The following is a 25,497-nucleotide window of genomic DNA, read 5'->3' on the forward strand; positions in this document are numbered from 1 at the left end:
GACAAGGTCAGTCTGATTGCAAGGTGTTGATTACCTGCCTCCGTGCAATCAGGCTACCTGGTAGGCTTCGGCTCAACTCAGACCTTATATGGATAGAACATCATGAATTTACACGAATATCAGGCAAAACAACTGTTTGCTCGGTATGGCATGCCAGCGCCAACTGGCTACGCCTGTACCACACCGCGTGAAGCAGAAGAAGCCGCATCTAAAATCGGTGCTGGCCCGTGGGTGGTCAAATGTCAGGTGCATGCTGGTGGTCGCGGTAAAGCGGGCGGCGTGAAACTGGTTAATAGCAAAGAAGATATTCGTGCTTTCGCTGAACAGTGGTTGGGCAAAAAACTGGTGACTTACCAGACTGATGCACATGGCCAACCCGTTCACCAAATTTTAGTTGAAGCGGCGACTGATATCGACAAAGAGCTATATCTGGGCGCGGTTATTGACCGTAGCTCCCGTCGGGTGGTGTTTATGGCATCTACTGAGGGCGGTGTTGAGATTGAGAAAGTTGCCGAAGAAACACCAGAATTGATCCACAAAATTGCCTTGGACCCATTGACTGGTCCGCAGCCTTATCAAGGTCGTGAATTGGCTTTCAAACTGGGCCTGACCGGTAAGCAAGTTGCTCAATTTACCAAGATCTTTATGGGGCTGGCGACCTTGTTCTTGGAACGCGATTTGGCGATGGTTGAGATCAATCCGCTGGTTATCACCAAGCAGGGCGATCTGATTTGTTTGGATGGCAAATTGGGTGCTGATGGCAACGCCTTGTTCCGTCAACCCGAACTGCGTGAAATGCGAGATCCTAGCCAGGAAGATGCCCGTGAAGCTCATGCTGCGCAGTGGGAACTGAATTACGTGGCGCTGGATGGCAACATTGGCTGCATGGTAAATGGTGCTGGTCTGGCCATGGGTACTATGGACATCGTGAAACTGCACGGCGGTGAGCCGGCTAACTTCCTTGATGTCGGCGGTGGTGCTACTAAAGAGCGTGTGACTGAAGCCTTCAAAATTATTTTGTCTGATGACAAAGTAAAAGCGGTTTTCGTGAACATCTTCGGCGGGATTGTGCGTTGTGACCTGATTGCTGACGGCATTATCGGTGCAGTTGAAGAAGTGGGTGTCAATGTGCCAGTGGTCGTTCGTCTGGAAGGGAATAACGCCGAACTGGGTGCCAAAAAACTGGCAGACAGCGGTTTGAATATCATTGCTGCGACCAGCCTGACAGATGCGGCTCAGCAAGTTGTAGCGGCAGTGGGGGCTAAATAATGTCTATTTTAATTGATAAAAACACCAAAGTTATTTGCCAGGGTTTTACCGGTAGCCAAGGGACTTTCCATTCCGAACAAGCTATTGCTTATGGCACAAAAATGGTGGGTGGCGTAACGCCAGGCAAAGGCGGCACCCAGCATTTGGGCTTACCAGTATTCAATACTGTACGTGAAGCGGTAGATGCGACCGGTGCTACGGCCTCTGTTATCTATGTACCAGCTCCGTTCTGTAAAGACTCGATTCTGGAAGCTATCGACGCCGGTATTAAATTAATTATCTGTATTACTGAAGGCATTCCAACACTGGATATGCTGGTGGTAAAAGTCAGATTAGAACAGTCTGATGCACGGATGATCGGTCCGAACTGCCCAGGTGTTATCACCCCAGGTGAATGTAAGATTGGTATCATGCCGGGTCACATTCATTTGCCGGGCAAAGTGGGTATTGTCTCCCGCTCAGGTACTTTGACCTATGAAGCAGTAAAACAAACTACTGATATCGGTTTCGGTCAGTCCACTTGTGTTGGTATCGGTGGCGACCCGATCCCAGGTTCTAACTTCATCGATATCCTGAAGTTGTTCCAGGAAGATCCGCAAACTGAAGTGATTGTGATGATCGGTGAAATCGGCGGCAACGCAGAAGAAGAAGCCGCAGCTTACATTAAAGATCACGTGACCAAACCTGTCGTGGGTTACATTGCTGGTGTGACTGCACCAAAAGGCAAGCGTATGGGCCATGCGGGCGCCATCATTGCAGGCGGTAAAGGAACTGCGGATGATAAATTTGCTGCGCTGGAAGCTGCGGGGGTGAAAACCGTCCGTAGCCTGGCTGAAATCGGCAATGCTGTTAAAGCAGTTTATCAGAGCAATAAATAATCTTGTGATATAGAGGCCACCTTAGGGTGGCCTTTTTAATACCTAATCAGAATTTATTCAGCGCCGTAATAAGAGCGATATCTGTTTGAGCCTGCTGTTTAACTTGCTCATTTTTGCTGCCCGACACTTGTTGCTGCAATGTCGTCAGCGCTGCGTCGTAACTGGTTTTATCTTTGAACAGCTTATCTTTTATGTTGATCGATGCAATGTTGGTATAGCGGCCATCATCCGTGGCTGGCACTGCTATGGTGCCGTTATTAATCAATTGTTTAACAATCTGCCGCTCTTTCTCATAGCCTTCCAGCCCCACCAAATGCCAGCGCTGTTGAGGTTTTCCCTCATATTTCCCCATTTTAACATCCGTCAGATAGTGAATTGTTAGGTTACGGATAGTGCCTTCTTCTTCACCATATTGGGCTTTGCTGTCCGATAATATCGGGAATGATTGTCCTTCCAGCACGCCGCCTTTTTGCGTTAAATGCCCCATCCGATAACTGTTCATGCCCAAATGTATGGGAGTGATATCTGTGACGGGGGTGCCGTCATTGAGACGCAGGTCGGTGATACGCATCCCTGCGGGTTGACGTAAATCGATGGTGTATGTCACCCCATCAAAGAAGTCATTAGTAGAATATTTAGAGGCACGGCGCTGCGGGTTAAAGCTGTAGGTTACGTCGCCCGGCTTAACTTGGTTAAAGTAGTCAGCCGACCACTCCATATATTGCTTCAGTTCTTTACCAGTCAGGGCATAAACCGTGATTTCACCGCCAGCATATTGATAGTTGAATGCAATGTCTTTAGCCGTGATATCACCCACATCCATTTTGGGACGGTCATTATCAATCTGCAAGGCGATGACTTGGGCCTGCGGGGCATAATAATGGGCGGCTTCTTGATAGAGTGCACTGATACCGGTGTCTTGCACATGGACTTGCGGAATACCTTTAATCTCATCCGGCGGGACTAAATTTGTACCGCTCAGTTTCGCAATCACTCGATTAGCATTGGCGCGCAAAATATCGTGGTAAGGTTGATAGAGTGATTCCAGCGTTTTATCAGACTCAATCCCCTTGATAGGGTAGGTGTAGCTGTCTTTCTCTATAAGGTGATATTTCCCGTCGCGTTGCTCAAATTTCAGGTCAATACGGGAAAGGGCACGGCCATATTTATCCGGCTCAGTAATAATGACGCCGTTGACCACCGCTTTATCAATTTTTACATGCATATGGCCCGCGACAATGGCAGCAAGTTCTGGATTGGCTTTGGCGATATCGCCAACACCGGTTCCGGGCCGCTGATTCTCATTGTCGATTCCCATATGCGCTACCAGAACAATGGCATCTACCTGTGGCTGGAGCTGCTGAATGACCTTTTTCACTTCCTGCACTGGATCAGTGAAATGGATGCCATTAATACGGTCAGTACCCTGAGCAAACTCGGCGGTCATCGGAGTATCCATCCCGATAATGCCGATTTTAACCCCTTGGCGCTCAATTATTTTGTAAGAGGGCAGGTAGGGTTTACCTGAATCCCAGAAAATATTGCCCGCCAGTGCTGCGCCGTCAAATTGCTTTAATGAGGTAGAAAGAGCTTTCAAGCCAAAATCGAATTCGTGATTACCCATCACCCAGGCGTCATATTTCAAGGCATTAAAGCCAAGGATCATTGGGCTGATAGGTTCGTTTTTAAAGGTTTCGACAAAGTTGCCCTGAATAGTATCGCCGGCATCCACCAGAATAATATTCGGTTGTTCAGCCCGTATTTTATGCACTTTGGTGGCTATTTGACTTAGACTACCGGCCAGATTTTCACTGTCACTGGCATAGTCCCATGGTACGAAAGTGCCATGTAAATCAGAGGTTCCCAAGATAGTAATATCAATTTGTGGTGCAGCGAAAGCGGGGGAGCTGATACAGAGTAATGTGGTGAGTGCTATTTTTTTCATTGTAGGAGATTCATTTATCAGGTAATAGCACTTTATCATGCAACAAAATAGCAACACTTGCGAACGCTTCCCTCAGGATGGACTAATATATTCATGTAAAACTCGGAAATGTGATTTAACTCACTCTGAAAATAATAAATTTAAAAGTTAACCTGGATCGCATAATAACCACGTAATAAAGCACGAACTAAACTATAAAATTACATTCTGTTAACAGTTGTGGATTATATAAAAACAATTGAACTTTTAATTAACATTAGAAAGAAATAATTGTTCTAAATCAACTTTTGAATATAGCAATAATGTTCATATGGGCTTAAATTGTTCTGGATCAAATTACGATATGATAGGCAAATGGCCTATTTATTGACCTGTATCCAGAACTCGAAGCTGGGTCACGTAAAATCCTATTTATTGTGTGGGATTAGAAGCGTACTATTACCGCGGTGTAATACTGGGTAGTTGATATTGTTATTTTTGTTGTGTTTTTTGGGCATTCACTGCGGGTAATGACTAAACTTCCAATATAACGGAGGTCCAGTTGCCGCAAGTCGGAGTCTTCGTGCGAGGAGCAAGGAGTCAAGATGTTTGATATTGTCGAACTGTCACGGTTACAGTTTGCCTTAACGGCAATGTACCATTTCTTATTTGTCCCATTAACGCTGGGTATGGCGTTTTTGTTGGCAATTATGGAATCGGTTTATGTGCTGTCTGGCAAACAAATCTATAAAGATATGACCAAGTTCTGGGGTAAGTTATTTGCGATTAACTTTGCTCTGGGTGTTGCTACTGGTCTGACTATGGAGTTCCAATTCGGGACCAACTGGTCATATTTCTCACATTACGTCGGTGATATTTTCGGTGCCCCTCTGGCAATCGAAGGTTTAATGGCGTTCTTCTTAGAATCTACTTTCGTCGGTCTATTCTTCTTCGGTTGGGATCGTCTGAGTAAACACCAGCATTTGGCAGTAACCTGGCTGGTTGCATTAGGCTCTAACTTCTCTGCACTGTGGATCTTGGTTGCGAATGGCTGGATGCAAAACCCGATTGCATCTGACTTCAACTTTGAAACCATGCGTATGGAAATGCTGAGCTTCTCAGAGTTGGTGCTAAATCCAGTTGCTCAGGTGAAATTCGTTCACACTGTGGCCGCAGGTTATGTCACTGGCGCGATGTTTGTTCTGGGTATCAGTTCTTACTATCTATTGAAAGGCCGTGATATTCCGTTCGCCAAACGTTCCTTTGCTATTGCTGCGAGTTTTGGTATGGCTGCCGTGCTGTCTGTTATCGTGCTGGGTGATGAATCCGGTTATGAGATGGGTGACGTGCAGAAAACCAAATTGGCTGCGATTGAAGCAGAATGGGAAACTCAGCCACCTCCGGCGGCTTTCACGCTATTTGCCATCCCCAATCAGGAAACCATGGAGAACCGGTTTGCGGTTCAGATTCCATTCGCTCTGGGGATAATTGCGACCCGTTCATTGGATACGCCAGTTATCGGCTTACGTGATTTGATGTCTCAGCACGAAGTCCGTATCCGTAATGGTATCCATGCTTACAGTCTGTTAGAAAAATTACGTTCCGGTAATACTGACCCAGCCGTGCGTGAAGCATTCAGTAAGGCGAAGCAAGACTTGGGCTACGGTCTATTACTGAAGCGTTATACACAAAACGTTACCGATGCGACTGAAGAGCAAATTCAGTTAGCAGCACAGGACTCCATTCCACGCGTTCTGCCGCTGTACTTTGCCTTCCGTATCATGGTGGCCTGTGGTTTCCTGATGTTAATTATCATCGGCCTGTCCTTCTATAATGTGATTCGTGGTCGGATTGGTGAGAAGAAATGGTTACTGCGTGCCGCATTGTTCGGTATTCCGTTACCGTGGATTGCAGTCGAAGCAGGTTGGTTTGTGGCGGAATATGGTCGCCAACCATGGGCCATCGGTGAGGTGCTACCGACAGCAATTGCAAACTCATCCGTCTCCGCCGGGGATATTTTATTCTCCATGGGGCTGATTTGCGGTTTGTACACGCTGTTCCTGGTGGCAGAAATGTACCTGATGTTCAAATTCGCGCGCCTTGGGCCTAGCAGCCTGAAAACTGGCCGTTATCATTTTGAGCAGCCGACTGCCCCAGTGCAGGAAGCACGGTAAACAGGAGTCCACTTATGTTTGATTATGAAGTATTACGATTTATCTGGTGGCTGCTGATCGGTGTACTGCTGATTGGTTTCGCAGTCACTGATGGTTTCGATATGGGTGTCGGTATCCTGCTGCGCATCATCGGGAAGAATGATACAGAACGTCGCATTATGATTAACTCGATTGCCCCTCACTGGGATGGTAATCAGGTTTGGTTGATAACTGCGGGTGGGGCGCTGTTTGCTGCCTGGCCAATGGTGTATGCCGCGGCATTCTCCGGCTTCTATATTGCGATGATTTTGGTGTTGGCTGCGTTATTCTTCCGCCCGGTCGGTTTCGATTACCGGTCTAAGCTGGAAAACAGCCGCTGGCGTAATATGTGGGACTGGGGCATTTTTGTCGGTAGCTTCGTGCCTGCGGTGGTGTTCGGTGTGGCGTTCGGTAACTTGCTGCAAGGTGTGCCGTTCCATATGGACAGCTACATGCGCCTGTTCTACACCGGTAACTTCTTCCAGTTGTTAAACCCGTTTGGTTTACTGGCAGGGGTGGTCAGCTTGACCATGCTGGTCACACAGGGTGCGACTTACCTGCAAATGCGTACCCGTGGGGAGTTGCACTTGCGTTCCCGTGCTGCGGCGCAAATCTCTGCGTTGGTGATGGGCGTTGCCTTCCTGCTGGCCGGTATCTGGTTAGTTAATGGTATTGATGGCTTTGTTGTGACCTCAGCATTGGATACAGCAGCTCAATCTAACCCGATGCGTAAAGAAGTTGCACATCAAGCAGGTGCATGGTTGATTAATTTCAACAAGTATCCAAGCTTGTGGGCGCTGCCAGCACTGGGCGTGATTTTGCCTCTGTTCACCATCTTGTTATCGCGCTTTGAAAAAGGGGCTTGGGCGTTCCTGTTCTCATCACTGACCATTGCCTGTGTGATACTGACTGCTGGGGTCACTATGTTCCCATTCGTTATGCCGTCAAGCACAGTGCCAAATGTCAGTCTGACAATGTGGGATGCAACATCGAGCCTGTTAACGCTGAAAGTGATGACCATTGTTGCGATAATCTTTGTTCCTATCATCCTGATTTACACCAGCTGGTGTTACTACAAGATGTTCGGGCGCATTGATAAAGAGTTCATCGAAAACAACAAGCATTCACTGTACTAAGGAGCATAAAGCATGTGGTATTTTGCCTGGATTCTAGGGACACTTCTGGCCTGCTCCTTTGGTATCATTACTGCCCTGGCGCTGGAGCAGAGTGAAGCCAACGCAGCAGCGAAAGCCGCTAATAATGGCGAAGACGATGTTGTCCGATAAGCTATACAATCTAATGGATAAGGGCCCCCTACGGGCCCTTTCACTGGTGCTCGCATTTGCAGTGGCTTTCTGTGTGTTCTGGGACCCTTCGCGTTTTGCGGCGGCAACCAGCTCACTGGAAGTGTGGCAAGAAGTGTTTATCGTGTGGGCGGTTTGTACCGGTGTGATTCATGGCGTTGGTTTTCGTCCAAAACGGATGTTATTACGCGCTTTTTTCTCACCACTTCCAGCAATTGTGATCTTGGGCGCGGGATTATTCTACTTTTTCGCTTAATCTGAATCTATATCGCCTAATCTGCACACAATCTCACCTTATGGGCCGCCTGGCCCATAATTATTTTCGTTCTATTCTTGCAAGTGATTCCAAACCTTAACACTCTTCAGTATAGTGTGTCCGTTAACTGCATTACTGGGAAGTAGAGTGAGTAATACGTTGTTTCGATGGCCGGTTCGTGTCTACTTTGAAGACACCGATGCTGGCGGTGTGGTTTACCACGCACGCTATGTCGCCTTTTATGAAAGGGCACGCACAGAAATGTTGCGCCAACGCAATTTTCACCAGCAGCAATTGCTCAGTGAGCATGTCGCTTTCGCTGTCCGCCGCATGACGGTAGAATACCTGGCACCTGCACGTCTTGATGATATGCTGGAGGTTCAGAGTGAGATTACCGCAATGCGTGGGGCTTCTCTCACGTTTGCTCAACGAATTCTCGACTCACATGGCAATCTTCTGAGTAGTGCAGAAGTATTGATCGCATGTATCGATCCACACCAAATGAAGCCAAGAGCGCTTCCTAAGTCTATTGTCGCGGAGTTTAAGTAGTGGCTGACATGAACATTCTGGATTTATTCCTGCAGGCAAGCCTATTCGTTAAGCTTATCATGCTGGTATTGATGGGCTTTTCTATTGCTTCTTGGGCGATAATCATTCAGCGAACGCGTATTCTGAATGCTGCAACCCGCGATGCTGAAGCCTTCGAAGATAAATTTTGGTCCGGCATCGAGCTGTCTCGTTTGTATCAAGAAAGTCAGGCTCGCCGTGATACGCTGGGGGGATCCGAGCAAATCTTCCATTCCGGATTTAAAGAGTTTGCTCGTTTACATCGTGCAAATAGCCATGCGCCTGAAGCCGTGATTGACGGTGCTTCCCGAGCGATGCGTATCTCGATGAACCGTGAATTAGAAGCGCTGGAAACCCATATTCCTTTCCTTGGTACTGTTGGTTCCATCAGCCCGTATATCGGTCTGTTTGGTACAGTATGGGGGATTATGCATGCCTTTATTTCTCTGGGTGCAGTCAAGCAGGCGACATTGCAAATGGTCGCACCGGGTATTGCTGAAGCACTGATTGCCACGGCGATCGGCTTGTTTGCCGCTATCCCTGCTGTTATGGCTTATAACCGCCTGAATCAGCGTGTGAATAAACTTGAACAAAACTATGACAACTTCATGGAAGAGTTCATTGCTATTCTGCATCGCCAGGCTTTTGCCAGCGCCGAGAGCAAATAAGTAGGGGGTTGTATGGCGCGAGGACGTGGTCGTAAACGGCGCGAGCTTAAGTCTGAAATTAACATTGTTCCCTTGCTCGACGTTTTGCTGGTGCTATTGCTGATCTTTATGGCGACCGCGCCGATTATCACGCAAAGCGTTGAGGTGGACTTACCTGACGCGACGGATTCAAAAACTGTCTCCAGCGATGATAATCCTCCGGTGATTGTCGAAGTCTCAGGTGTGGGCCAATACTCGCTGGTTATTGACCATCAGCGGATGGAGCAACTACCCTCAGAACAAGTGGTGGCAGAGGCTCAAGCAAGGTTGAAATCGAATCCGAAAACTGTATTTCTGATCGGCGGCGCGAAAGAGGTTCCTTATGATGAAATTATTAAGGCCCTTAATATGCTGCATCAGGCTGGAGTGACATCGGTAGGCTTAATGACTCAACCGATATAAATTTGCGTTGATATTGGCTGGGTTGATAGTAAATCCAGCCAGTAGATACCCTGTTTTTGGCAGTTCCGTTTTTTAGCAATAGAGCGCGGACATCGAGTGTGGAAATCGAGCGTGGGTAAGGCAACCGAGCAAAATGATAAGCTGAATCGCGCTGTTATAGTGTCGGTGGTTCTGCACATCGTATTGATTGCCCTGTTGATTTGGGGCTCTCTGACGCAGACGACTGAAATGGGCGGCGGCGGTGCTGGCGGCGAAGTTATTGATGCCGTTATGGTCGACCCGGGCGCGGTGACAGAGCAGTATAACCGCCAGCAACAGCAGCAGACGGACGCTAAACGGGCGGAACAACAACGCCAGAAGAAAGCCGATCAGCAAGCTGAAGAATTACAGCAAAAACAGGCGACTGAGCAACAACGTCTGAAAGAATTGGAAAAAGAGCGTCTGCAAGCACAAGAAGATGCCAAGCAGGCGGTTGAAGAACAGAAAAAACAGGCTGCTGAACAGCAAAAAGAAGCGGCTGAGCAACAAAAAGTGGCCGCCGCTGCTGCGGCGAAAGCTAAAGAGGAGCAGAAGCAGGCCGAGGCCGCTGCAGCTCAAGCCAAAGCAGAAGCGGATAAGCTGGTGAAAGCGCAGGCTGAAGCACAGAAAAAAGCGGAAGCTGAGGCCAAGAAAGAGGCTGCAGTCGCTGCTGCTGCGAAGAAGCAAGCTGATGCTGATGCGAAGAAAGCCGCAGAAGCTGCTGAAAAAGCTGCAACAGAGGCCGCTGAAAAGAAAGCCGCCGCTGATGCTGAGAAAAAAGCAGCTGCTGACGCTAAGAAAGCCGCTGCTGCTGAGGCCAAAAAGAAAGCTGCCGCAGAAGCTGCCGCGGCAACAGATGTTGATGATTTATTCGGTGGCTTGGCAAATTCCAAGAATGCGCCGAAAAGTGGATCAGGTGCCGGTGCCGCCGCTGCCGGTAAAGGTGGTGGCAAGAAGAGCGGGGCATCAGGCGCGGAGGTCAGTGGCTATCTAGGCCAGATTACTGCTGCGATCCAAAGTAAATTTTATGATGCAGATCTTTACAAAGGCCGTACCTGTGATCTGCGAATTAAATTGGCACCAGATGGTCTATTAATTGATGTTAAAGCGGAAGGCGGCGACCCGGCACTGTGCCAGGCTGCAATCGCCGCAGCAAAACAAGCGAAGATCCCTAAACCACCAAGTTCTGATGTTTATGAGGTGTTTAAGAATGCTCCGCTTGTATTTAAACCTCAATAAGGTTTGATTGACGGGGATATACTCTGTTAAGCAACCATGTATTATGTAGTTTTGTTTGCGTTGGTTTGTTAAAATTCTGCTAATTATCGCGGGCATCCCGCTCGGGTAAGGGAGACAAGATGAAGCAGGCATGTCGAGTTGCGCTAGGCTTTTTAGTTTTATGGGCTTCTGTTTTACACGCGGAAGTTCGCATTGAAATTACCCAAGGGGTAGATTCTGCTCGTCCAATTGGCGTTGTGCCATTCAAATGGATGGGGCCAGGTACACCACCGGAAGAGATTGGCGCGATCGTCGGCGCAGATTTACGCAACAGTGGCAAATTTAACCCAATTGATGCGGCGCGTATGCCACAGCAACCGTCTACTGCAGCTGAAGTGACACCTGCTGCCTGGACTGCATTGGGTATTGATGCCGTGGTGGTTGGGCAGGTTCAGCCAAGTGCTGATGGCAGTTTCGTGGTTTCTTACCAGTTAGTGGATACCTCTGGTGCTGCGGGTAGTGTATTGGCGCAAAATCAGTATAAAGTGACTAAACAGTGGTTACGTTATGCCGCGCATACTGCCAGTGACGAAGTCTTTGAAAAGCTGACCGGGATTAAAGGTGCGTTCCGTACCCGAATTGCTTATGTGGTGCAAACCAACGGCGGCAAATTCCCACATGAATTGCGAGTCTCTGATTACGATGGCTACAACCAGTTTGTGGTTCACCGCTCTCCAGAGCCTTTGATGTCACCAGCCTGGTCTCCAGATGGCAGCAAAATTGCTTATGTAACTTTTGAGAGTGGCAAATCAGCACTGGTTATTCAGACGCTGGCAAATGGTGCAATCAGACAAGTGGCCTCATTCCCACGTCATAATGGTGCGCCAGCTTTCTCACCAGACGGTACCAAATTGGCCTTCGCTTTGTCTAAAAGCGGTAGCTTGAATTTGTATGTTATGGACTTGGGGTCTGGCCAAATCAGCCAGGTGACCGATGGCCGTAGCAATAACACTGAACCAAGCTGGTTCCCGGATAGCCAAAACCTGGCCTATACCTCGGATCAGGGCGGTCGTCCACAAGTGTATAAAGTGAATATTAATGGCGGTGCGCCACAGCGAATCACGTGGGAAGGTTCTCAGAACCAGAACGCAGATGTGAGTCCTGATGGTAAGTTCCTGGTATTGGTTAGTTCCAATGGTGGGGCACAACACATCGCCAAAATGGATCTGGTAACGGGAGCCGTTCAAGTATTAACGGACACGTTCCTGGATGAAACGCCTAGTATCGCGCCTAACGGCACCATGGTTATCTATAGCTCGACACAAGGGCTGGGAGCCGTGTTACAGCTGGTCTCGACTGATGGGCGTTTCAAAGCGCGTCTTCCGGCAACTGATGGACAGGTCAAATTTCCTGCCTGGTCGCCGTATCTGTGATGCATGTGTAAATACGTATGTATGGCAAACTATAAAAAAGGATCAAAGAGATGCAACTGAACAAAGTGCTAAAAGGGCTAATGTTGGCTTTGCCAGTTCTGGCTGTAGCGGCTTGTAGTTCCAACAAAAGCGCAAATAATGACCAATCTGGCATGGGCGCTGGCACTGGTACAGAAAACGGCAGCAACCTGTCTTCCGAAGAGCAAGCGCGTCTTCAGATGCAAGAACTGCAAAAGAACAATATCGTTTACTTCGGTTTCGATAAATACGATATCGGTTCTGACTTCGCTCAAATGCTGGATGCGCATGCTGCATTCCTGCGTAGCAACCCATCTTACAAAGTTGTTGTTGAAGGCCACGCGGATGAACGCGGTACGCCAGAATACAACATCGCGTTGGGCGAGCGTCGTGCAAACGCAGTGAAAATGTATCTGCAAGGTAAAGGCGTTTCTGCTGACCAAATCTCTATCGTTTCTTACGGTAAAGAGAAACCAGCAGTACTGGGCCATGACGAAGCCGCATTTGCTAAAAACCGTCGTGCAGTTCTGGTTTACTAAGAGAATCGCATGAACAGTAACTTCAGACGTCACTTAGTGGGTCTGTCGTTACTGGTTGGCGTAGCGGTCCCATGGGCCGCTACTGCCCAAGCGCCAATCAGTAATGTCGGCTCCGGCTCGGTAGAAGATCGAGTCACTCAACTTGAGCGTATTTCCAACGCTCACAGCCAACTATTAACTCAACTTCAGCAACAACTGTCAGATTCGCAACGCGATGTAGATAGTTTACGCGGTCAGATCCAAGAAAATCAGTATCAGCTCAATCAAGTTGTTGAGCGGCAAAAACAGATCTACCAGCAGATGGATAGTCTGAGCGGTGGTCAGGGGGCGTCTACTTCAACGCCTGCGGCTGCTGGCGCTGCGACAGATAATGCAGCGACTGGAAGTTCTGATACTGCCGCCGCAGGCGCAGCAGCAGCTACAGCGGCACCTGCAGCAAGTACTGGTGATGAAAACAGCGATTACAATACAGCCGTTTCTCTGGCTCTTGAGAAAAAGCAATACGATCAAGCGATCACTGCTTTCCAAGGTTTTGTGAAACAGTACCCAAAGTCGACTTACCAGCCTAATGCCAATTACTGGTTAGGGCAGTTGTATTACAACAAAGGTAAGAAAGACGATGCTGCGTATTATTATGCTGTTGTTGTAAAAAATTATCCAAAGTCCCCAAAAAGTTCAGAAGCGATGTTTAAAGTCGGGGTGATCATGCAGGATAAAGGCCAAAGTGATAAAGCTAAGGCGGTTTATCAACAAGTGATCAAGCAATATCCCAACACTGATGCTGCTAAACAGGCACAGAAACGTTTATCTGCACTTTAGCTTTTTTCGAGCCCAGGAATTGGTCTTATTGACTAATTTCTGGGCTTTAGCGAGCGAAGAACAAGCAGTTAGACGTCTTTACAGAAATTTAAGTTGCACTGTGAAGAGAAATTAGTAATATATGCCGCCGTTGCCAAGACAACTTGTAAAACGTTAAAGCAACAGGAAATTATCGTTCGCAGTAAGCATAATGGGTCGTTAGCTCAGTTGGTAGAGCAGTTGACTTTTAATCAATTGGTCGCAGGTTCGAATCCCGCACGACCCACCATTATGAAGAATTATCAGGGTATCAAATCGTAGGAATGAGAACCGTAAAGGTTCGAGTCGAGCGAAGCGAGACAGCAACGCGTAGCGTTGACCCGAAGGGCGAGTCCGCAGGACGAGTAATCCTGCACGACCGACCATTATGTTATGAAGTACCGCATTACAGCGGGTCGTTAGCTCAGTTGGTAGAGCAGTTGACTTTTAATCAATTGGTCGCAGGTTCGAATCCCGCACGACCCACCATTCTTTCGCAGTTTGGTTTGAATGTAAGAAGTTGAAATCATCGCATAGATATTCCTCTTCCTGTTTTGTCTAAAATACCTCGAGTGGATTTATTCCACACGACTGGCAGTGAATTGTCATCAAGCAGTAAACATAATGGGTCGTTAGCTCAGTTGGTAGAGCAGTTGACTTTTAATCAATTGGTCGCAGGTTCGAATCCCGCACGACCCACCATTATGAAGAATTATCAGGGTATCAAATCGTAGGAATGAGAATCGTAAAGGTTCGAGTCGAGCGAAGCGAGACAGCAACGCGTAGCGTTGACCCGAAGGGCGAGTCCGCAGGACGAGTAATCCCGCACGACCCACCATTATGTTTTACAGTAAAGTATACGCAGTACCGCATTACAGCGGGTCGTTAGCTCAGTTGGTAGAGCAGTTGACTTTTAATCAATTGGTCGCAGGTTCGAATCCCGCACGACCCACCATTATCTCAAGTATCGAAATATCCCCCCAGACTCAGAAGTCGCATACTACACAGCATCGTGTGGGTGAGATCCTGCGTTCAGGTTCGAGCCGAGCGAAGCGAGACAGCAACGCGCTAGCGTTGACCCGAAGGGCGAGTCCGCAGGACGAGTCATCCCGCACGACCCACCATTATCTCAAGTATCGAAATATCCCCCCAGACTCAGAAGTTGCATACTACACAGCATCGTGTGGGTGAGATCCTGCGTTCAGGTTCGAGCCGAGCGAAGCGAGACAGCAACGCGCTAGCGTTGACCCGAAGGGCGAGTCCGCAGGACGAGTCATCCCGCACGACCCACCATTATGACGTTATCTTTCACCCTGTTATACCTTTCCCCCGCAATCTCATTTATACTTCTCATTCTAGAACGCCAAACAGACCCCTATAATCCTCTGATATCCTTTCTATCACTCAACTTTTTGCCTCATATTTAACTCTATTAAACATTTTCGCCATTATCAGACAAATTTGAGCGACTTTTCGCTAAATATTGAGTATTTTGTTTAGGATAAAAAACAAACTAATCTTACTGGTGGCCTGAGTGATATACTGGCTCCGGAATAACTGGCAATAGAGATGTGAGCGATGAGCGAAACTTTTGATGTGAATGCGGCTATTTATCCTTTCCCTGCGCGGCCAGTCCCATTGGATGTGGATCAAAAAGCCTTTTACCGTGAGAAAATCAAAACACTGCTGAAGCAACGCGATGCCGTGTTAGTCGCTCACTATTATACCGATCCTGAAATTCAGGCACTGGCTGAAGAAACCGGCGGTTGTGTCGCTGACTCCCTTGAAATGGCGCGCTTTGGCAATAATCATCCGGCATCGACTTTATTGGTCGCCGGTGTGCGCTTTATGGGGGAAACGGCCAAAATACTCAATCCTGAAAAACAAGTATTGATGCCAACTCTCCATGCTGAATGTTCACTGGATTTAGGCTGTCCAGCTGATGAGTTTGCGGCGTTTTGCGATAGCCATCCTGACCGCACCGTGGTGGTGTATGCCAATACCTCGGCGGCAGTAAAAGCCCGTGCGGATTGGGTGGTTACTTCCAGTATTGCGGTTGAGTTAATCGAGCATCTCGATAGCTTGGGCGAGAAGATAATTTGGGCACCAGACAAGCATCTGGGTAGCTACGTGCAGAAAAAGAGTGGCGCGGATGTATTGTGCTGGCAAGGGGCCTGTATCGTCCATGACGAGTTTAAAACCCAGGCGCTGGCCCAAATGAAAGCCTTACACCCGGACGCCGCTGTCTTGGTTCACCCAGAGTCACCGCAAGCGGTGGTCGATATGGCTGATGCTGTCGGCTCAACCAGTCAGTTAATTACGGCGGCAAAAACATTGCCACAAAAGAAACTGATCGTCGCAACAGACCGTGGCATTTTTTACAAGATGCAGCAGGCCTGCCCCGATAAAGAATTGTTTGAAGCACCGACGGCGGGCGAAGGTGCGACATGCAGAAGTTGCGCTCACTGTCCGTGGATGGCGATGAATGGCCTCAGAGCGATTGCTGAGGGGCTGGAGCAGGGTGGAGTAATGCATGAGATACATGTTGATGAAGAATTGCGTCAGCAGGCACTGATACCGCTAAATCGCATGTTGGATTTTGCCAATCAGTTGAAGTTACAGATCAAAGGCAATGCCTAAACATTTCATACTGACGGCAAAGCCAAATGAAGGGGAATTGTGCCGTTCGGGTCGTAGCGACGTGAGTCGCCGGAGTGCCCGTAGGTGCGGTAAACCCTTCACTCCACCAGCTATAAAACAGATGTATTAACTGCAAAAGGGTCACCAGATGGATTTCTTCAGTACCAGCAATATATTAGTTCATATTCCGCTGGGTGCGGGCGGGTATGACCTTTCATGGATAGAGGCGATTGGGACACTGTTCGGGTTGCTGTGTATCTGGTTTGCCAGCAAAGAGAAAATCATCAACTACTTGTTTGGGTTGATAAACGTGACGTTGTTTGCGGTGATTTTCTTCCAGATTCAACTTTATGCCAGCTTGTTGTTACAGCTGTTCTTCTTTGTTGCCAATATTTATGGTTGGTATGCCTGGAGCAAACAAACTCCTGATAACCAAGCTGAATTGAAAATCCGCTGGCTATCTTTGCCGAAAGCATTGGCGTGGGGTGCCGTCTGCGTGGCGGGCATCGCTTTGATGACGTTGAATATTGATACCGTCTTTGCCTGGCTGACCCGCGCGGCAGTGACAGTGATGCAAAGCTTGGGTGTCAATGTCCAAATGCCTGAATTGCAACCAGATGCTTTCCCATTCTGGGACTCTACTATGATGGTCTTATCCATTGTGGCGATGATTTTGATGACTCGGAAATATGTTGAAAACTGGCTGATTTGGGTGGTTATTGATGTCATCAGTGTGGCCATTTTCGCCTATCAGGGCGTCTACGCCATGGCGTTGGAGTATGTAATACTGACCCTGATCGCCCTGAATGGTTCTTGGTTGTGGATTAAGAGTGCGACGCGGAATCATTCACGCCCACTGTCTACTCAGAGTGATTAATACTTAATCCCAATAGCTGTTGATGGAAATGTCAGTCAGGCGAGGTGCTACAGAGCATGCGCCCGACTGATGGCTATTAATGATGGTGATGATGGTGCTCTCCTGCGCTGGCCGCTTGATGAATGCCGCAATCTGGTGCTTTGCAGTGCTGGTATTCCATCTGAATGGTGGCATGGCCAATATTATAATGATGCAGCAGATGGTGCTGAATGCGTTGCAGTAACTCATCATTATCTTGCGGAGGGATCACTTGCACATGCAGCGTCATCAGCCGTTGGTCACCAATTTGCCATAAGTGGACGTGATGGACATCCCGCACTTCATATATGCTGGTGCAGAGATTTTTGCGCAGTTTATTGATGTCAATCTCTAGCGGTGCCCCCTCTAATAGCTCGTGAAAACTTTCTTTCAACAGCCGCCAGGCACTGCGTAACACTAATACCGAGACCAATACTGACAAAATCGGGTCTATTGGTGTCCAGCCGGTGGTCAGGATCACCACTGCCGCCACGATAGCCCCGACTGAACCTAATAAATCCCCCATGACATGCAAAGCGGCGGCTCGCACATTAATATTCTTTTTTTCCTCACCGCGATGAAGTATCCAGAAGCAGAAAATATTCGCGCACAACCCCGCGATGGCGATGATTAACATCGGCCCGCCCATCACTTCATTAGGGGTAAAAAAGCGCCTAACCGCCTCCCAAAAAATCAGCACCACAATCAATAATAATGCGGCGGCGTTAACAAAAGCAGCCAGCGTAGTGAGGCGCAAATAACCAAAGGTATGGCGAGAGTCCGGCTTCCTCTGCGAAAAATGAACTGCCATTAAGGCGATAAATAATGCAGCAGAATCCGTCAGCATATGCCCGGCATCGGCTAAGAGCGCCAGTGAGCCTGATAGCCAGCCACCAATGGCCTCAGCCACCATAAACACCGTGGTGACCGCGAAAGCGACTAGCAGACGTTTGCTGTTGCTGTCTTGCGGGAAAAATGATGATGCAGACATATTTATCCTTTAACCATAAAAGGTGAAAACAGGACGAGAAAGTTAACTCTGATAGGATTTCATTCAATGATTGATATGTATTATAGATAATAGCTATATCGTTGTTTATCTGTACTGAGCCCCTAATACAATAAAGTCGATTTACAGCATCCCATTCACCCGTTAGATTGGTTCAACTAGATTAATACAGACAGACGTTGTGCGATGATCGTCACAAGACTTAATGGAAGAGCTATGAACTACCTGAATGATGACCTACGGATTAATGAAATTAAGGAACTCCTCCCACCTGTTGCTCTGTTAGAGAAGTTTCCGGCCAGTAACAATGCAGCAGAGACGGTATCCAAGACCCGTACTGCTATTCACAACATCTTGCGCGCTCAGGATGATCGCTTGCTGGTAGTGATTGGCCCATGCTCAATTCACGATACCCAAGCGGCCAAAGAATATGCGGCCCGTTTGCTGACATTGCGTGAAGAGCTACAAGGTGAGCTTGAAGTGGTGATGCGCGTCTATTTTGAAAAACCGCGTACCACGGTGGGTTGGAAAGGTCTGATTAACGATCCGCATATGGATGGTAGCTACGACATCAATGATGGTCTGCGTATTGCGCGCAAGTTGCTATTAGACATTAACGAGAGTGGCTTACCGGCTGCGGGTGAGTTTTTGGATATGATAACCCCGCAATACTTGGCTGACCTGATGAGCTGGGGGGCTATTGGCGCCCGTACCACTGAATCACAAGTTCATCGCGAACTGGCCTCTGGGCTGTCTTGCCCGGTTGGTTTTAAAAATGGCACCGACGGCACCATTAAAGTCGCTATTGATGCTATCAATGCTGCCAGCGCGCCACACTGTTTCCTGTCAGTGACTAAATGGGGTCATTCGGCGATTGTAAACACTGCCGGTAATGATGATTGCCATATCATTTTGCGTGGCGGTAAAGAGCCGAATTACAGCAGTGCGCATGTGGCGGCGGTGAAGGAAGGCTTAAGCAAAGCTGGCCTCGAACCACAAATTATGATTGATTTCAGCCATGCTAACAGCAGTAAGCAATTCAAAAAGCAAATGGAAGTGGGAACCGACGTTTGTCGCCAGATTGCGCAGGGCGAAAAATCTATTATGGGCGTGATGATTGAAAGCCATCTGATAGAAGGTAACCAGAATCTGGAAAGTGGCGAACCACTGGCTTACGGCAAAAGTGTCACCGATGCGTGTATTGGTTGGGAAGATACTGAAGTGTTGCTACGCCAGTTGGCTGACGCGGTGAAAGAACGCCGTTAGTAGGCTATCGTACTTGCCATTTTGAATTTGGGCAGTGCTCACAATCCTCACGTACTTGTGTACGCTCCGGTTGTTGCGCGCTGTCCGCGTCCAAACTGCCTACGCTGATAACGCCTACTGGTAAAATACGGCTATCGTACTTGTCATTTTGAATTCGGGCGATGTTCCTCCCAATAACTGGCAAATAAAAACCCCCGGCATCCATGATGCGCGGGGGTTTTTTTAATAGCACGAATCAGAAATGATTACTTCGCTTTACCCTGATTGGCTACCGCAGCAGCTTTAGCCGCGATCTCATCAGCATTGCCCAGATAGTAGTGTTTGATTGGTTTGAAGTTTTCATCAAACTCATACACCAAAGGCACGCCAGTTGGGATATTTAGCTCAAGAATTTCGTCTTCGTTCAGGTTATCCAGATATTTAACCAGCGCGCGCAGTGAGTTACCGTGGGCGGCGATGATAACGCGCTCACCACTGGCGATGCGTGGTTTGATCACTTCTTCCCAGTAAGGGATAACGCGGTCAATCGTCAGAGCCAGGCTTTCAGTGGTTGGCAGCTCTGCATCGGTTAATTTTGCATAACGCGGGTCATGGCCTGGGAAGCGCTCATCACTTTTATCCAGTGCTGGAGGGGTGATAGCAAAACCACGACGCCACAGTTTGACTTGGTCATCACCGTATTTTGCCGCAGTTTCTGATTTATCCAGACCTTGCAATGCGCCGTAATGACGTTCATTCAGCTTCCACGTTTTTTCCGTTGGTAGCCAAGCCTGATCCAGTTCGTCCAGAATGCTCCATAAGGTATGGATAGCGCGCTTTAATACTGAGGTGTAGGCGAAATCAAAAGTAAAACCTTCATCTTTCAACAGCTTGCCTGCTGCCTTTGCTTCAGTACGACCTTTCTCAGACAAGTCAACGTCATACCAACCGGTGAAGCGGTTTTCGTTGTTCCATTGACTTTCGCCGTGACGTACCAGAACCAGCTTTGTTACTGCCATAGTTCAAACTCCTCAATCTAACTTATTCAATGATAACTATTATCATTATATTGCGTGATTGCCACAGACAGCAATCGTTTGTGTTTAACCATAGCCAATTTTTTAAGGGAACGTAAGGTAGGGAGTCGAATCGATTCTGCTATAGCTATAACTAATTAATCTATGGGGCGGTAAATACCCCATAGATTGCGGGGTTTGAACTGACCCCATAAAGTTAAGCGGCTTTCTTCAGGCAAGTGCTCATGAAAGTTTTGCGTGCGTCGCCTTTTAGCGCTTTGGTCGCTGCTTCAGCATTACAACTTTTCATTTTCTGCTGTTGTGGTGTGAGGGCTTTTTCATCTGGATGAACCTGTGCTTTCAAGCATTGGCTCATAAATTTCTTGCGGTCATCGCCTTTCAGCGATTGAGTCGCAGCTTGCTGATTACAGTCGGTCATTTTCTTCTGTTGCGCTGCCTGAGCGGGCGAGGGTGTTTTCACTGCTGTCTCCGCCGCCATCACATTCGCACTGAGTAGTAATCCGGCTGAGAGTAACCATAGGGTAGTTAGACGCATAAGAGTTCCCTTTATTTAAGCACTGTTTATTCAGTAACGTTAGGATCTGAAAGGGCGAGCAAGATGCCAGTATGACCGCCTGACAGATGTCTTAAGCGTAGATGCTGTTTATCAATAAGGGTAGGTTTTGGTTATATATTATGCCATTAGCATTGCCACCGGAGTGGTAATGCTAACAGCGTATAGCGAAATAAAGTTAAAGCGCAATAAAGTGATAAACAGTGGTTGAGTGGTAGGCTTTCCCCGGCTTTAGCCAGCAATCGGGTTGTGGCCATTCCGGGTGATTAGGGCTATCAGGTAAGAATTCACTTTCCAGAGCGACGCCAGTGTAACTGGCATAGGTTCCGCCATTACGTGCAGGTGTTCCGCCGAGGAAATTACCGCTATAGAGCTGCAATGCGGGTGCGGTGGTGTAAACGCTCATTTGGACTTGATTATCAGACGACCACAGGTGCGCCGCCGGGCTTTCGGTAGCACCACAGGTGCGATGCAGTAGATAGGCATGGTCGTAGCCCTTAACCCGCTGTTGGCAACGGTCTTGCAGGAAGTCTCGTGCCAGCGTTTTCGCTTGACGAAAATCCATGCCGGTTTTTTCAACACTTTCGAGTCCGCCGGTTGGTATCCCATCACTGTCGACCGGTAAATAGCGGTCAGCAAACAGCTGTAATCGATGTGCCCGCACATCTCGCCCTTCGCCATCGAGATTAAAGTACGCATGATTGGTTAAGTTTACCGGGCAGGTTTTATCAACCTGAGCCTGATAGCGAATCTCCAGGCGATTATCCTCGGTCAGCAGATACTGCACTTCGGCGGTTAGATTACCGGGGAAACCCTGATCGCCATCAGGAGAAAACAGTTGATAAGTCACCTGTTTTTCATCCTGTTTAACCTTTGTCCAGCGCCGGTTATGGAACCCTTCCGGGCCACCATGTAGTTGGTTCTCGCCTTGATTGGGTATCAGATGGAGGATTTCGCCCTCCACGGTGATTTGTGCTTTCGCGATGCGGTTGGCGTAGCGGCCAACTGTCGCGCCGAGATAAGCCGCTTGATGCAGATAATCGGCCGGGGTTTGGCAGCCCAGCAGCAACTCACGTTTTTCGCCCCCTTTTAGTGGCAATATTGCTGATAACCAGGTAGCGCCCCAATCCATCAGCGTCACGCTCATGCCCGCTTTATTATGTAATTCGGTCAATTCAAAGGGGTGACCATCCGGTGCTAACTGGTCAACACTGCTTGGTGATGCAGAGTCGTTTTTCAGCATAAACCTGCTCCTTGTGAAGCTTGGCAAACGTAAAAGGTTTCAGTCCTGCCGCCACTGTATGCCGGATATTGCTGCGCGACAGCCGCACGAACTTGCTCGACCAGCGAGTTTGGCATTAGCGCGACAATGCAGCCGCCAAAACCACCGCCAGTCATTCGGACACCACCTTGCTCCCCAATAACAGATTTCACAATATCCACCAGGCTATCTATCGGCGGAACTGTGATCTCAAAATCATCACGCATTGAAATATGAGACTCGTGCATCAATTGCCCCATCAATTTCAAATCGCCAGCCGCCAATGCATCCGCCGCTGCCAAAGTGCGCTCATTTTCGGTAATCACATGGCGAGCACGTTTAGCTACCACCGGGTCTAACTCATCCTGAATAGAGAAGAACAGTTTCGCGTCAACATCGCGCAGGGCTTTAACCCCAAAGAAGCGCGCTGCGGTTTCACATTGCTCGCGGCGGGTGTTGTATTCGCTATCAACCAAACCGCGCTTCACATTGGAATTGATAATCACCACTGCCACGTTTTCGGGCATCGCTACTGCGCGAGTTTCAAGCGTGCGGCAGTCGATCAGCAGCGCATGGTCTTGCTGGCCGAGTGCTGAAATCAGCTGATCCATGATGCCGCAGTTACAGCCGACAAACTGATTTTCAGCTTCTTGCCCATTGAGCGCCAGTTCCACGCCACTCAGGGGCAACTGATAGAGGGATTGCAGCGCCTGTCCGACAGCCACTTCTAAAGAAGCCGATGAACTCAGGCCAGCACCTTGTGGGACATTGCCGCTGATGACTAAGTCTGCCCCACCAAAATCGGCATGGCGCAGCTGCAAGTGTTTTACCACCCCGCGCACATAATCTGCCCAACGGTATTGCGCATGTGGGACAATTGGCTCATCGAGAGAGAATATGTCTTGTTGATTTTCATAATCAGCCGCAATGACACGAATCTGGCGGTCATCGCGTTTGCTAATGCTTATCACGGTTTCATAATCAATGGCGCAGGGCAATACAAAGCCATCGTTATAATCGGTATGTTCGCCAATCAGATTGACGCGCCCCGGCGCTTTAATGGTGATGTCCGATTCATGACCAAACTGTTGGCGGAAAATGGCCTGGGTATGCTGTTTTAAACTCATTATTTGACTCCGGCTTCTCGATAATGAACATCACTGACTGCCCGCAGGTGTTCAGCCGCCTGTTCTGCTGTCAGGTCGCGCTGGATTTCGGCCAGCATTTCATAACCCACCATAAATTTCCGTACTGACGCAGAACGCAGTAATGGCGGATAAAAATGTGCATGTAACTGCCAATGTTTGTTGTCATCGGTGTTATCAGCGCCATGATCGTTTTTATCAGGACAACAAATGTTATAAGGCGCGCCGTGCCATCCCATTGAGTAAGGGAAAGAGCATGAGAAAAGATTGTCGTAGCGGCTGGTCAGCTTTTTCAGGGCAATAGCCAAATCACGGCGCTGTTCATCGGATAAATCTTCTAAACGCAGGACATGGGTTTTGGGCAGCAGCAAGGTTTCAAACGGCCACGCCGCCCAATAGGGCACCACGGCTAACCAATGCTCGGTTTCAACCACCGTCCGGCTGCCGTCACGGCGCTCACGTTCGGCATAATCGAGCAGCATAGGTGATTGATGTTCTTGGAAATATTGCTGTTGTAGCCGGTCTTCGCGCGCGGCTTCATTGGGCAGGAAGCTATTGGCCCAAATTTGCCCATGCGGATGGGGATTCGAGCAGCCCATGGCCGCGCCTTTATTTTCAAATACTTGTACCCAAGGGTAAATTTTACCCAACTCGGCACCTTGTTGTTGCCAGGTTTGGATGACATCTTCCAGTGCGGGTAATGTCAGTTGCGGCAATGTTTTACTGTGATCCGGTGAGAAGCAAATAACCCTGCTGGTGCCGCGTGCACTCTGGCTGCGCATCAGCGGATCATCACTTTGCGGCGCGTCGGGGGTGTCGGGCATGAGCGCGGCAAAGTCATTAGTGAATACATAGGTTGACGGGTAGTCAGGGTTGACGTCGCCGGTCACCCGAGTATTGCCGGGGCATAAGAAACAATCAGCATCGTGCGCGGGTAAACTCTCAGTCGCGGGTGCTTCCTGCTGACCTTGCCATGGGCGCTTGGCCCGATGCGGTGAAACCAATACCCACTGGTCGCTTAGTGGATTATATCTGCGATGTGGATGATCCACAGGGTTAAAATTAGTCATAACAATACCTTAATCGGGATAGCCCTGAGGATTATGTGATTGCCAACGCCAGGTATCAGCGGCCATTTCATCCAGTGAGCGGCTGACTCTCCAGCCCAACTGTTCTGCGGCTTTGCTGGCGTCTGCCCAATAAACTGGGAGATCGCCGGCGCGACGTGGTGCAAAATGGTAAGCCAGGGGCTTACCGCAAGCTTTGCTGAAAGCTTCGACCACTTGTAAAACACTGTGGCCAACACCTGCACCCAAATTGAAGATGTGTACGCCGGGCTGGTTGTGCAGTGTTTTCATCGCCGCGACATGGCCATCAGCTAAGTCGACTACATGAATATAATCACGCACCCCAGTGCCATCAGGGGTCGGGTAGTCATCGCCGAATATCGCCAGTGATTCACGGCGGCCTACTGCAACCTGCGCAATAAACGGCATCAAGTTGTTCGGAATGCCCTGTGGGTCTTCCCCCATTAGCCCTGACGGATGCGCTCCCACCGGGTTGAAATAGCGCAAGATAGTCATATTCCATTGCGGATCAGCTAATTGAACATCTTGCAGAATTTGCTCAACCATTAATTTGCTGCGGCCATATGGGCTGGAAGGTAAACCGGTCGGGAAGCTTTCAACATAAGGAATTTGCGGTTGATCGCCATACACCGTGGCGGAAGAACTGAAGATAAGGTTTTTGATCCTGGCGGCGCGCATCGCTTCCAGCAACACTAAGGTGCCGAAGACATTATTATTGTAATATTCCAGCGGCTTACTGACAGATTCGCCCACGGCTTTTAAGCCCGCAAAATGAATGACAGCATGAATAGAATGAGCTGCAAATATTTGGTCGAGTAGGGCGCGGTCACGGATATCACCTTGATAAAGTTCAGGTGTGTAGCCGGTCAATTGATGTATCCGAGCTAATACGCTGGATTTACTGTTGCAAAGGTTGTCGAGAATAATGGGCTTGTAACCCGCTTCAATCAACTGTACACAGGTATGGCTACCAATGTAACCGCTACCACCTGTTACCAGAACGTACATAAAGGCTCCTCGAATCATTTTTGTCTCAGAAAGATAGCATGCCATTATGTGAGA

General features: G+C 48.6%; 24 protein-coding genes, 4 tRNA genes and 4 other RNA genes. 24 read left to right on the top strand and 8 right to left on the bottom strand.

Translation table 11 applies throughout. The annotated features are described in order from the left end of the window. The first annotated feature begins 102 nt into the window (after nucleotides 1-102). Together sucC and sucD are read left to right on the top strand one after the other, a co-directional pair. Complete coding sequence (gene sucC, locus OVO64_RS09835) at nucleotides 103-1,269, top strand: ADP-forming succinate--CoA ligase subunit beta (protein ID WP_004393313.1); 1,167 nt, start codon at nucleotides 103-105, stop codon at nucleotides 1,267-1,269. After that, on the top strand, nucleotides 1,269-2,147 hold the full coding sequence (gene sucD, locus OVO64_RS09840) for a succinate--CoA ligase subunit alpha (RefSeq protein ID WP_038634652.1): 879 nt from the start codon (nucleotides 1,269-1,271) through the stop codon (nucleotides 2,145-2,147). Before sucC ends, sucD begins: the two co-directional genes overlap by 1 nt. Before the next feature lie 46 nt (nucleotides 2,148-2,193). Here sucD and OVO64_RS09845 read toward each other — a convergent pair whose 3' ends face one another. Beyond that, nucleotides 2,194-4,092, bottom strand: coding sequence for a metallophosphoesterase (locus OVO64_RS09845; RefSeq protein WP_145586382.1), 1,899 nt, complete (start codon nucleotides 4,090-4,092; stop codon nucleotides 2,194-2,196). A gap of 584 nt (nucleotides 4,093-4,676) precedes the next feature. On the opposite strand from OVO64_RS09845, the gene cydA reads away from it, so the two are divergent. The 21 genes from cydA to pnuC all read left to right on the top strand — a co-directional run bounded on the left by cydA (nucleotide 4,677) and on the right by pnuC (nucleotide 17,079). Continuing rightward, a complete protein-coding gene (gene cydA / locus OVO64_RS09850; RefSeq protein ID WP_038634645.1) occupies nucleotides 4,677-6,245 on the top strand; it encodes a cytochrome ubiquinol oxidase subunit I in 1,569 nt (522 codons plus the stop codon). Nucleotides 6,246-6,259: 14 nt separating this feature from the next. Next, nucleotides 6,260-7,399, top strand: a complete 1,140-nt coding sequence (gene cydB / locus OVO64_RS09855; protein ID WP_038634643.1) for a cytochrome d ubiquinol oxidase subunit II — start codon at nucleotides 6,260-6,262, stop codon at nucleotides 7,397-7,399. 12 nt (nucleotides 7,400-7,411) lie between these two features. After that, nucleotides 7,412-7,549: a cytochrome bd-I oxidase subunit CydX gene (gene cydX / locus OVO64_RS09860; RefSeq protein ID WP_004393309.1), complete on the top strand. Its 138-nt coding sequence runs from the start codon at nucleotides 7,412-7,414 to the stop codon at nucleotides 7,547-7,549. Beyond that, nucleotides 7,536-7,823, top strand: coding sequence for a cyd operon protein YbgE (gene ybgE / locus OVO64_RS09865; protein ID WP_049562507.1), 288 nt, complete (start codon nucleotides 7,536-7,538; stop codon nucleotides 7,821-7,823). The genes cydX and ybgE overlap by 14 nt, the downstream gene beginning before the upstream one ends. Nucleotides 7,824-7,970: 147 nt before the next feature. Beyond that, nucleotides 7,971-8,372, top strand: a complete 402-nt coding sequence (ybgC, locus tag OVO64_RS09870) for a tol-pal system-associated acyl-CoA thioesterase (protein ID WP_005165498.1) — start codon at nucleotides 7,971-7,973, stop codon at nucleotides 8,370-8,372. Continuing rightward, entirely contained in the window at nucleotides 8,372-9,058 is a 687-nt protein-coding gene (gene tolQ, locus OVO64_RS09875; RefSeq protein ID WP_004393307.1) for a Tol-Pal system protein TolQ, read from the top strand. The genes ybgC and tolQ overlap by 1 nt, the downstream gene beginning before the upstream one ends. A gap of 12 nt (nucleotides 9,059-9,070) precedes the next feature. After that, a complete protein-coding gene (gene tolR, locus OVO64_RS09880) occupies nucleotides 9,071-9,499 on the top strand; it encodes a colicin uptake protein TolR (protein WP_038634634.1) in 429 nt (142 codons plus the stop codon). A gap of 111 nt (nucleotides 9,500-9,610) precedes the next feature. Beyond that, complete coding sequence (tolA, locus tag OVO64_RS09885) at nucleotides 9,611-10,756, top strand: cell envelope integrity protein TolA (protein WP_038634631.1); 1,146 nt, start codon at nucleotides 9,611-9,613, stop codon at nucleotides 10,754-10,756. Nucleotides 10,757-10,875: 119 nt separating this feature from the next. Beyond that, nucleotides 10,876-12,168 carry a Tol-Pal system beta propeller repeat protein TolB gene (tolB, locus tag OVO64_RS09890; RefSeq protein ID WP_038634628.1) on the top strand — a complete coding sequence of 431 codons (1,293 nt, stop codon included), beginning with the start codon at nucleotides 10,876-10,878 and terminating at the stop codon, nucleotides 12,166-12,168. A gap of 50 nt (nucleotides 12,169-12,218) precedes the next feature. Further along, on the top strand, nucleotides 12,219-12,725 hold the full coding sequence (gene pal / locus OVO64_RS09895) for a peptidoglycan-associated lipoprotein Pal (RefSeq protein ID WP_005278500.1): 507 nt from the start codon (nucleotides 12,219-12,221) through the stop codon (nucleotides 12,723-12,725). A 9-nt stretch (nucleotides 12,726-12,734) separates the two neighbouring features. Continuing rightward, nucleotides 12,735-13,544: a cell division protein CpoB gene (gene cpoB, locus OVO64_RS09900; protein ID WP_145510155.1), complete on the top strand. Its 810-nt coding sequence runs from the start codon at nucleotides 12,735-12,737 to the stop codon at nucleotides 13,542-13,544. Nucleotides 13,545-13,736: 192 nt separating this feature from the next. Next, nucleotides 13,737-13,812 (top strand) — tRNA-Lys (locus OVO64_RS09905). A 14-nt stretch (nucleotides 13,813-13,826) separates the two neighbouring features. Continuing rightward, nucleotides 13,827-13,948: non-coding RNA, RtT sRNA (locus tag OVO64_RS09910), on the top strand. A 27-nt stretch (nucleotides 13,949-13,975) separates the two neighbouring features. Further along, nucleotides 13,976-14,051 (top strand) — tRNA-Lys (locus tag OVO64_RS09915). A gap of 137 nt (nucleotides 14,052-14,188) precedes the next feature. After that, nucleotides 14,189-14,264 (top strand) — tRNA-Lys (locus OVO64_RS09920). Between the two features lie 14 nt (nucleotides 14,265-14,278). Further along, nucleotides 14,279-14,400: non-coding RNA, RtT sRNA (locus OVO64_RS09925), on the top strand. 41 nt (nucleotides 14,401-14,441) lie between these two features. Continuing rightward, nucleotides 14,442-14,517: transfer RNA gene (locus tag OVO64_RS09930), tRNA-Lys, on the top strand. 43 nt (nucleotides 14,518-14,560) lie between these two features. Next, nucleotides 14,561-14,686: non-coding RNA, RtT sRNA (locus OVO64_RS09935), on the top strand. 43 nt (nucleotides 14,687-14,729) lie between these two features. Beyond that, nucleotides 14,730-14,855, top strand: a non-coding RNA gene (locus OVO64_RS09940) — RtT sRNA. Between the two features lie 285 nt (nucleotides 14,856-15,140). Then, on the top strand, nucleotides 15,141-16,202 hold the full coding sequence (nadA, locus tag OVO64_RS09945) for a quinolinate synthase NadA (protein ID WP_267248737.1): 1,062 nt from the start codon (nucleotides 15,141-15,143) through the stop codon (nucleotides 16,200-16,202). Between the two features lie 148 nt (nucleotides 16,203-16,350). Further along, on the top strand, nucleotides 16,351-17,079 hold the full coding sequence (gene pnuC / locus OVO64_RS09950; protein ID WP_038634618.1) for a nicotinamide riboside transporter PnuC: 729 nt from the start codon (nucleotides 16,351-16,353) through the stop codon (nucleotides 17,077-17,079). A 76-nt stretch (nucleotides 17,080-17,155) separates the two neighbouring features. On the opposite strand, the gene zitB is transcribed toward pnuC, so the two are convergent. After that, a complete protein-coding gene (gene zitB, locus OVO64_RS09955; protein ID WP_267248738.1) occupies nucleotides 17,156-18,088 on the bottom strand; it encodes a CDF family zinc transporter ZitB in 933 nt (310 codons plus the stop codon). A gap of 234 nt (nucleotides 18,089-18,322) precedes the next feature. Here zitB and aroG point away from each other — a divergent pair, with 234 nt between their 5' ends. Beyond that, nucleotides 18,323-19,372: a 3-deoxy-7-phosphoheptulonate synthase AroG gene (gene aroG / locus OVO64_RS09960; protein WP_038634613.1), complete on the top strand. Its 1,050-nt coding sequence runs from the start codon at nucleotides 18,323-18,325 to the stop codon at nucleotides 19,370-19,372. A 245-nt stretch (nucleotides 19,373-19,617) separates the two neighbouring features. Here aroG and gpmA read toward each other — a convergent pair whose 3' ends face one another. The 6 genes from gpmA to galE all read right to left on the bottom strand — a co-directional run bounded on the left by gpmA (nucleotide 19,618) and on the right by galE (nucleotide 25,443). Beyond that, complete coding sequence (gpmA, locus tag OVO64_RS09965; RefSeq protein WP_004391569.1) at nucleotides 19,618-20,370, bottom strand: 2,3-diphosphoglycerate-dependent phosphoglycerate mutase; 753 nt, start codon at nucleotides 20,368-20,370, stop codon at nucleotides 19,618-19,620. Nucleotides 20,371-20,584: 214 nt separating this feature from the next. Then, the gene (locus OVO64_RS09970) at nucleotides 20,585-20,923 is read right to left on the bottom strand and encodes a PsiF family protein (protein ID WP_038634610.1); all 339 of its coding nucleotides are present in this window, start codon (nucleotides 20,921-20,923) and stop codon (nucleotides 20,585-20,587) included. 196 nt (nucleotides 20,924-21,119) lie between these two features. Beyond that, entirely contained in the window at nucleotides 21,120-22,184 is a 1,065-nt protein-coding gene (galM, locus tag OVO64_RS09975) for a galactose-1-epimerase (protein ID WP_038634607.1), read from the bottom strand. After that, nucleotides 22,178-23,329 (bottom strand): galactokinase, encoded by a 1,152-nt coding sequence (gene galK / locus OVO64_RS09980; RefSeq protein ID WP_038634604.1) that lies wholly within the window; start codon nucleotides 23,327-23,329, stop codon nucleotides 22,178-22,180. The genes galM and galK overlap by 7 nt, the downstream gene beginning before the upstream one ends. Continuing rightward, entirely contained in the window at nucleotides 23,329-24,417 is a 1,089-nt protein-coding gene (galT, locus tag OVO64_RS09985; protein ID WP_038634601.1) for a galactose-1-phosphate uridylyltransferase, read from the bottom strand. The genes galK and galT overlap by 1 nt, the downstream gene beginning before the upstream one ends. A gap of 9 nt (nucleotides 24,418-24,426) precedes the next feature. Then, nucleotides 24,427-25,443 carry a UDP-glucose 4-epimerase GalE gene (galE, locus tag OVO64_RS09990; protein ID WP_038634597.1) on the bottom strand — a complete coding sequence of 339 codons (1,017 nt, stop codon included), beginning with the start codon at nucleotides 25,441-25,443 and terminating at the stop codon, nucleotides 24,427-24,429. Nucleotides 25,444-25,497: the final 54 nt, after the last annotated feature.

This window comes from Yersinia sp. Marseille-Q5920 (assembly GCF_946902935.1).
Taxonomy (GTDB): domain Bacteria; phylum Pseudomonadota; class Gammaproteobacteria; order Enterobacterales; family Enterobacteriaceae; genus Yersinia; species Yersinia rochesterensis.

Coding starts and splice junctions, on each gene's coding strand:
- sucC (WP_004393313.1), top strand. CDS start 103: ATGAATTTACACGAATATCAGGCAAAACAACTGTTTGCTCGGTATGGC.
- sucD (WP_038634652.1), top strand. CDS start 1,269: ATGTCTATTTTAATTGATAAAAACACCAAAGTTATTTGCCAGGGTTTT.
- OVO64_RS09845 (WP_145586382.1), bottom strand. CDS start 4,092: ATGAAAAAAATAGCACTCACCACATTACTCTGTATCAGCTCCCCCGCT.
- cydA (WP_038634645.1), top strand. CDS start 4,677: ATGTTTGATATTGTCGAACTGTCACGGTTACAGTTTGCCTTAACGGCA.
- cydB (WP_038634643.1), top strand. CDS start 6,260: ATGTTTGATTATGAAGTATTACGATTTATCTGGTGGCTGCTGATCGGT.
- cydX (WP_004393309.1), top strand. CDS start 7,412: ATGTGGTATTTTGCCTGGATTCTAGGGACACTTCTGGCCTGCTCCTTT.
- ybgE (WP_049562507.1), top strand. CDS start 7,536: ATGTTGTCCGATAAGCTATACAATCTAATGGATAAGGGCCCCCTACGG.
- tolR (WP_038634634.1), top strand. CDS start 9,071: ATGGCGCGAGGACGTGGTCGTAAACGGCGCGAGCTTAAGTCTGAAATT.
- tolB (WP_038634628.1), top strand. CDS start 10,876: ATGAAGCAGGCATGTCGAGTTGCGCTAGGCTTTTTAGTTTTATGGGCT.
- pal (WP_005278500.1), top strand. CDS start 12,219: ATGCAACTGAACAAAGTGCTAAAAGGGCTAATGTTGGCTTTGCCAGTT.
- cpoB (WP_145510155.1), top strand. CDS start 12,735: ATGAACAGTAACTTCAGACGTCACTTAGTGGGTCTGTCGTTACTGGTT.
- nadA (WP_267248737.1), top strand. CDS start 15,141: ATGAGCGAAACTTTTGATGTGAATGCGGCTATTTATCCTTTCCCTGCG.
- pnuC (WP_038634618.1), top strand. CDS start 16,351: ATGGATTTCTTCAGTACCAGCAATATATTAGTTCATATTCCGCTGGGT.
- zitB (WP_267248738.1), bottom strand. CDS start 18,088: ATGTCTGCATCATCATTTTTCCCGCAAGACAGCAACAGCAAACGTCTG.
- aroG (WP_038634613.1), top strand. CDS start 18,323: ATGAACTACCTGAATGATGACCTACGGATTAATGAAATTAAGGAACTC.
- gpmA (WP_004391569.1), bottom strand. CDS start 20,370: ATGGCAGTAACAAAGCTGGTTCTGGTACGTCACGGCGAAAGTCAATGG.
- OVO64_RS09970 (WP_038634610.1), bottom strand. CDS start 20,923: ATGCGTCTAACTACCCTATGGTTACTCTCAGCCGGATTACTACTCAGT.
- galM (WP_038634607.1), bottom strand. CDS start 22,184: ATGCTGAAAAACGACTCTGCATCACCAAGCAGTGTTGACCAGTTAGCA.
- galK (WP_038634604.1), bottom strand. CDS start 23,329: ATGAGTTTAAAACAGCATACCCAGGCCATTTTCCGCCAACAGTTTGGT.
- galT (WP_038634601.1), bottom strand. CDS start 24,417: ATGACTAATTTTAACCCTGTGGATCATCCACATCGCAGATATAATCCA.
- galE (WP_038634597.1), bottom strand. CDS start 25,443: ATGTACGTTCTGGTAACAGGTGGTAGCGGTTACATTGGTAGCCATACC.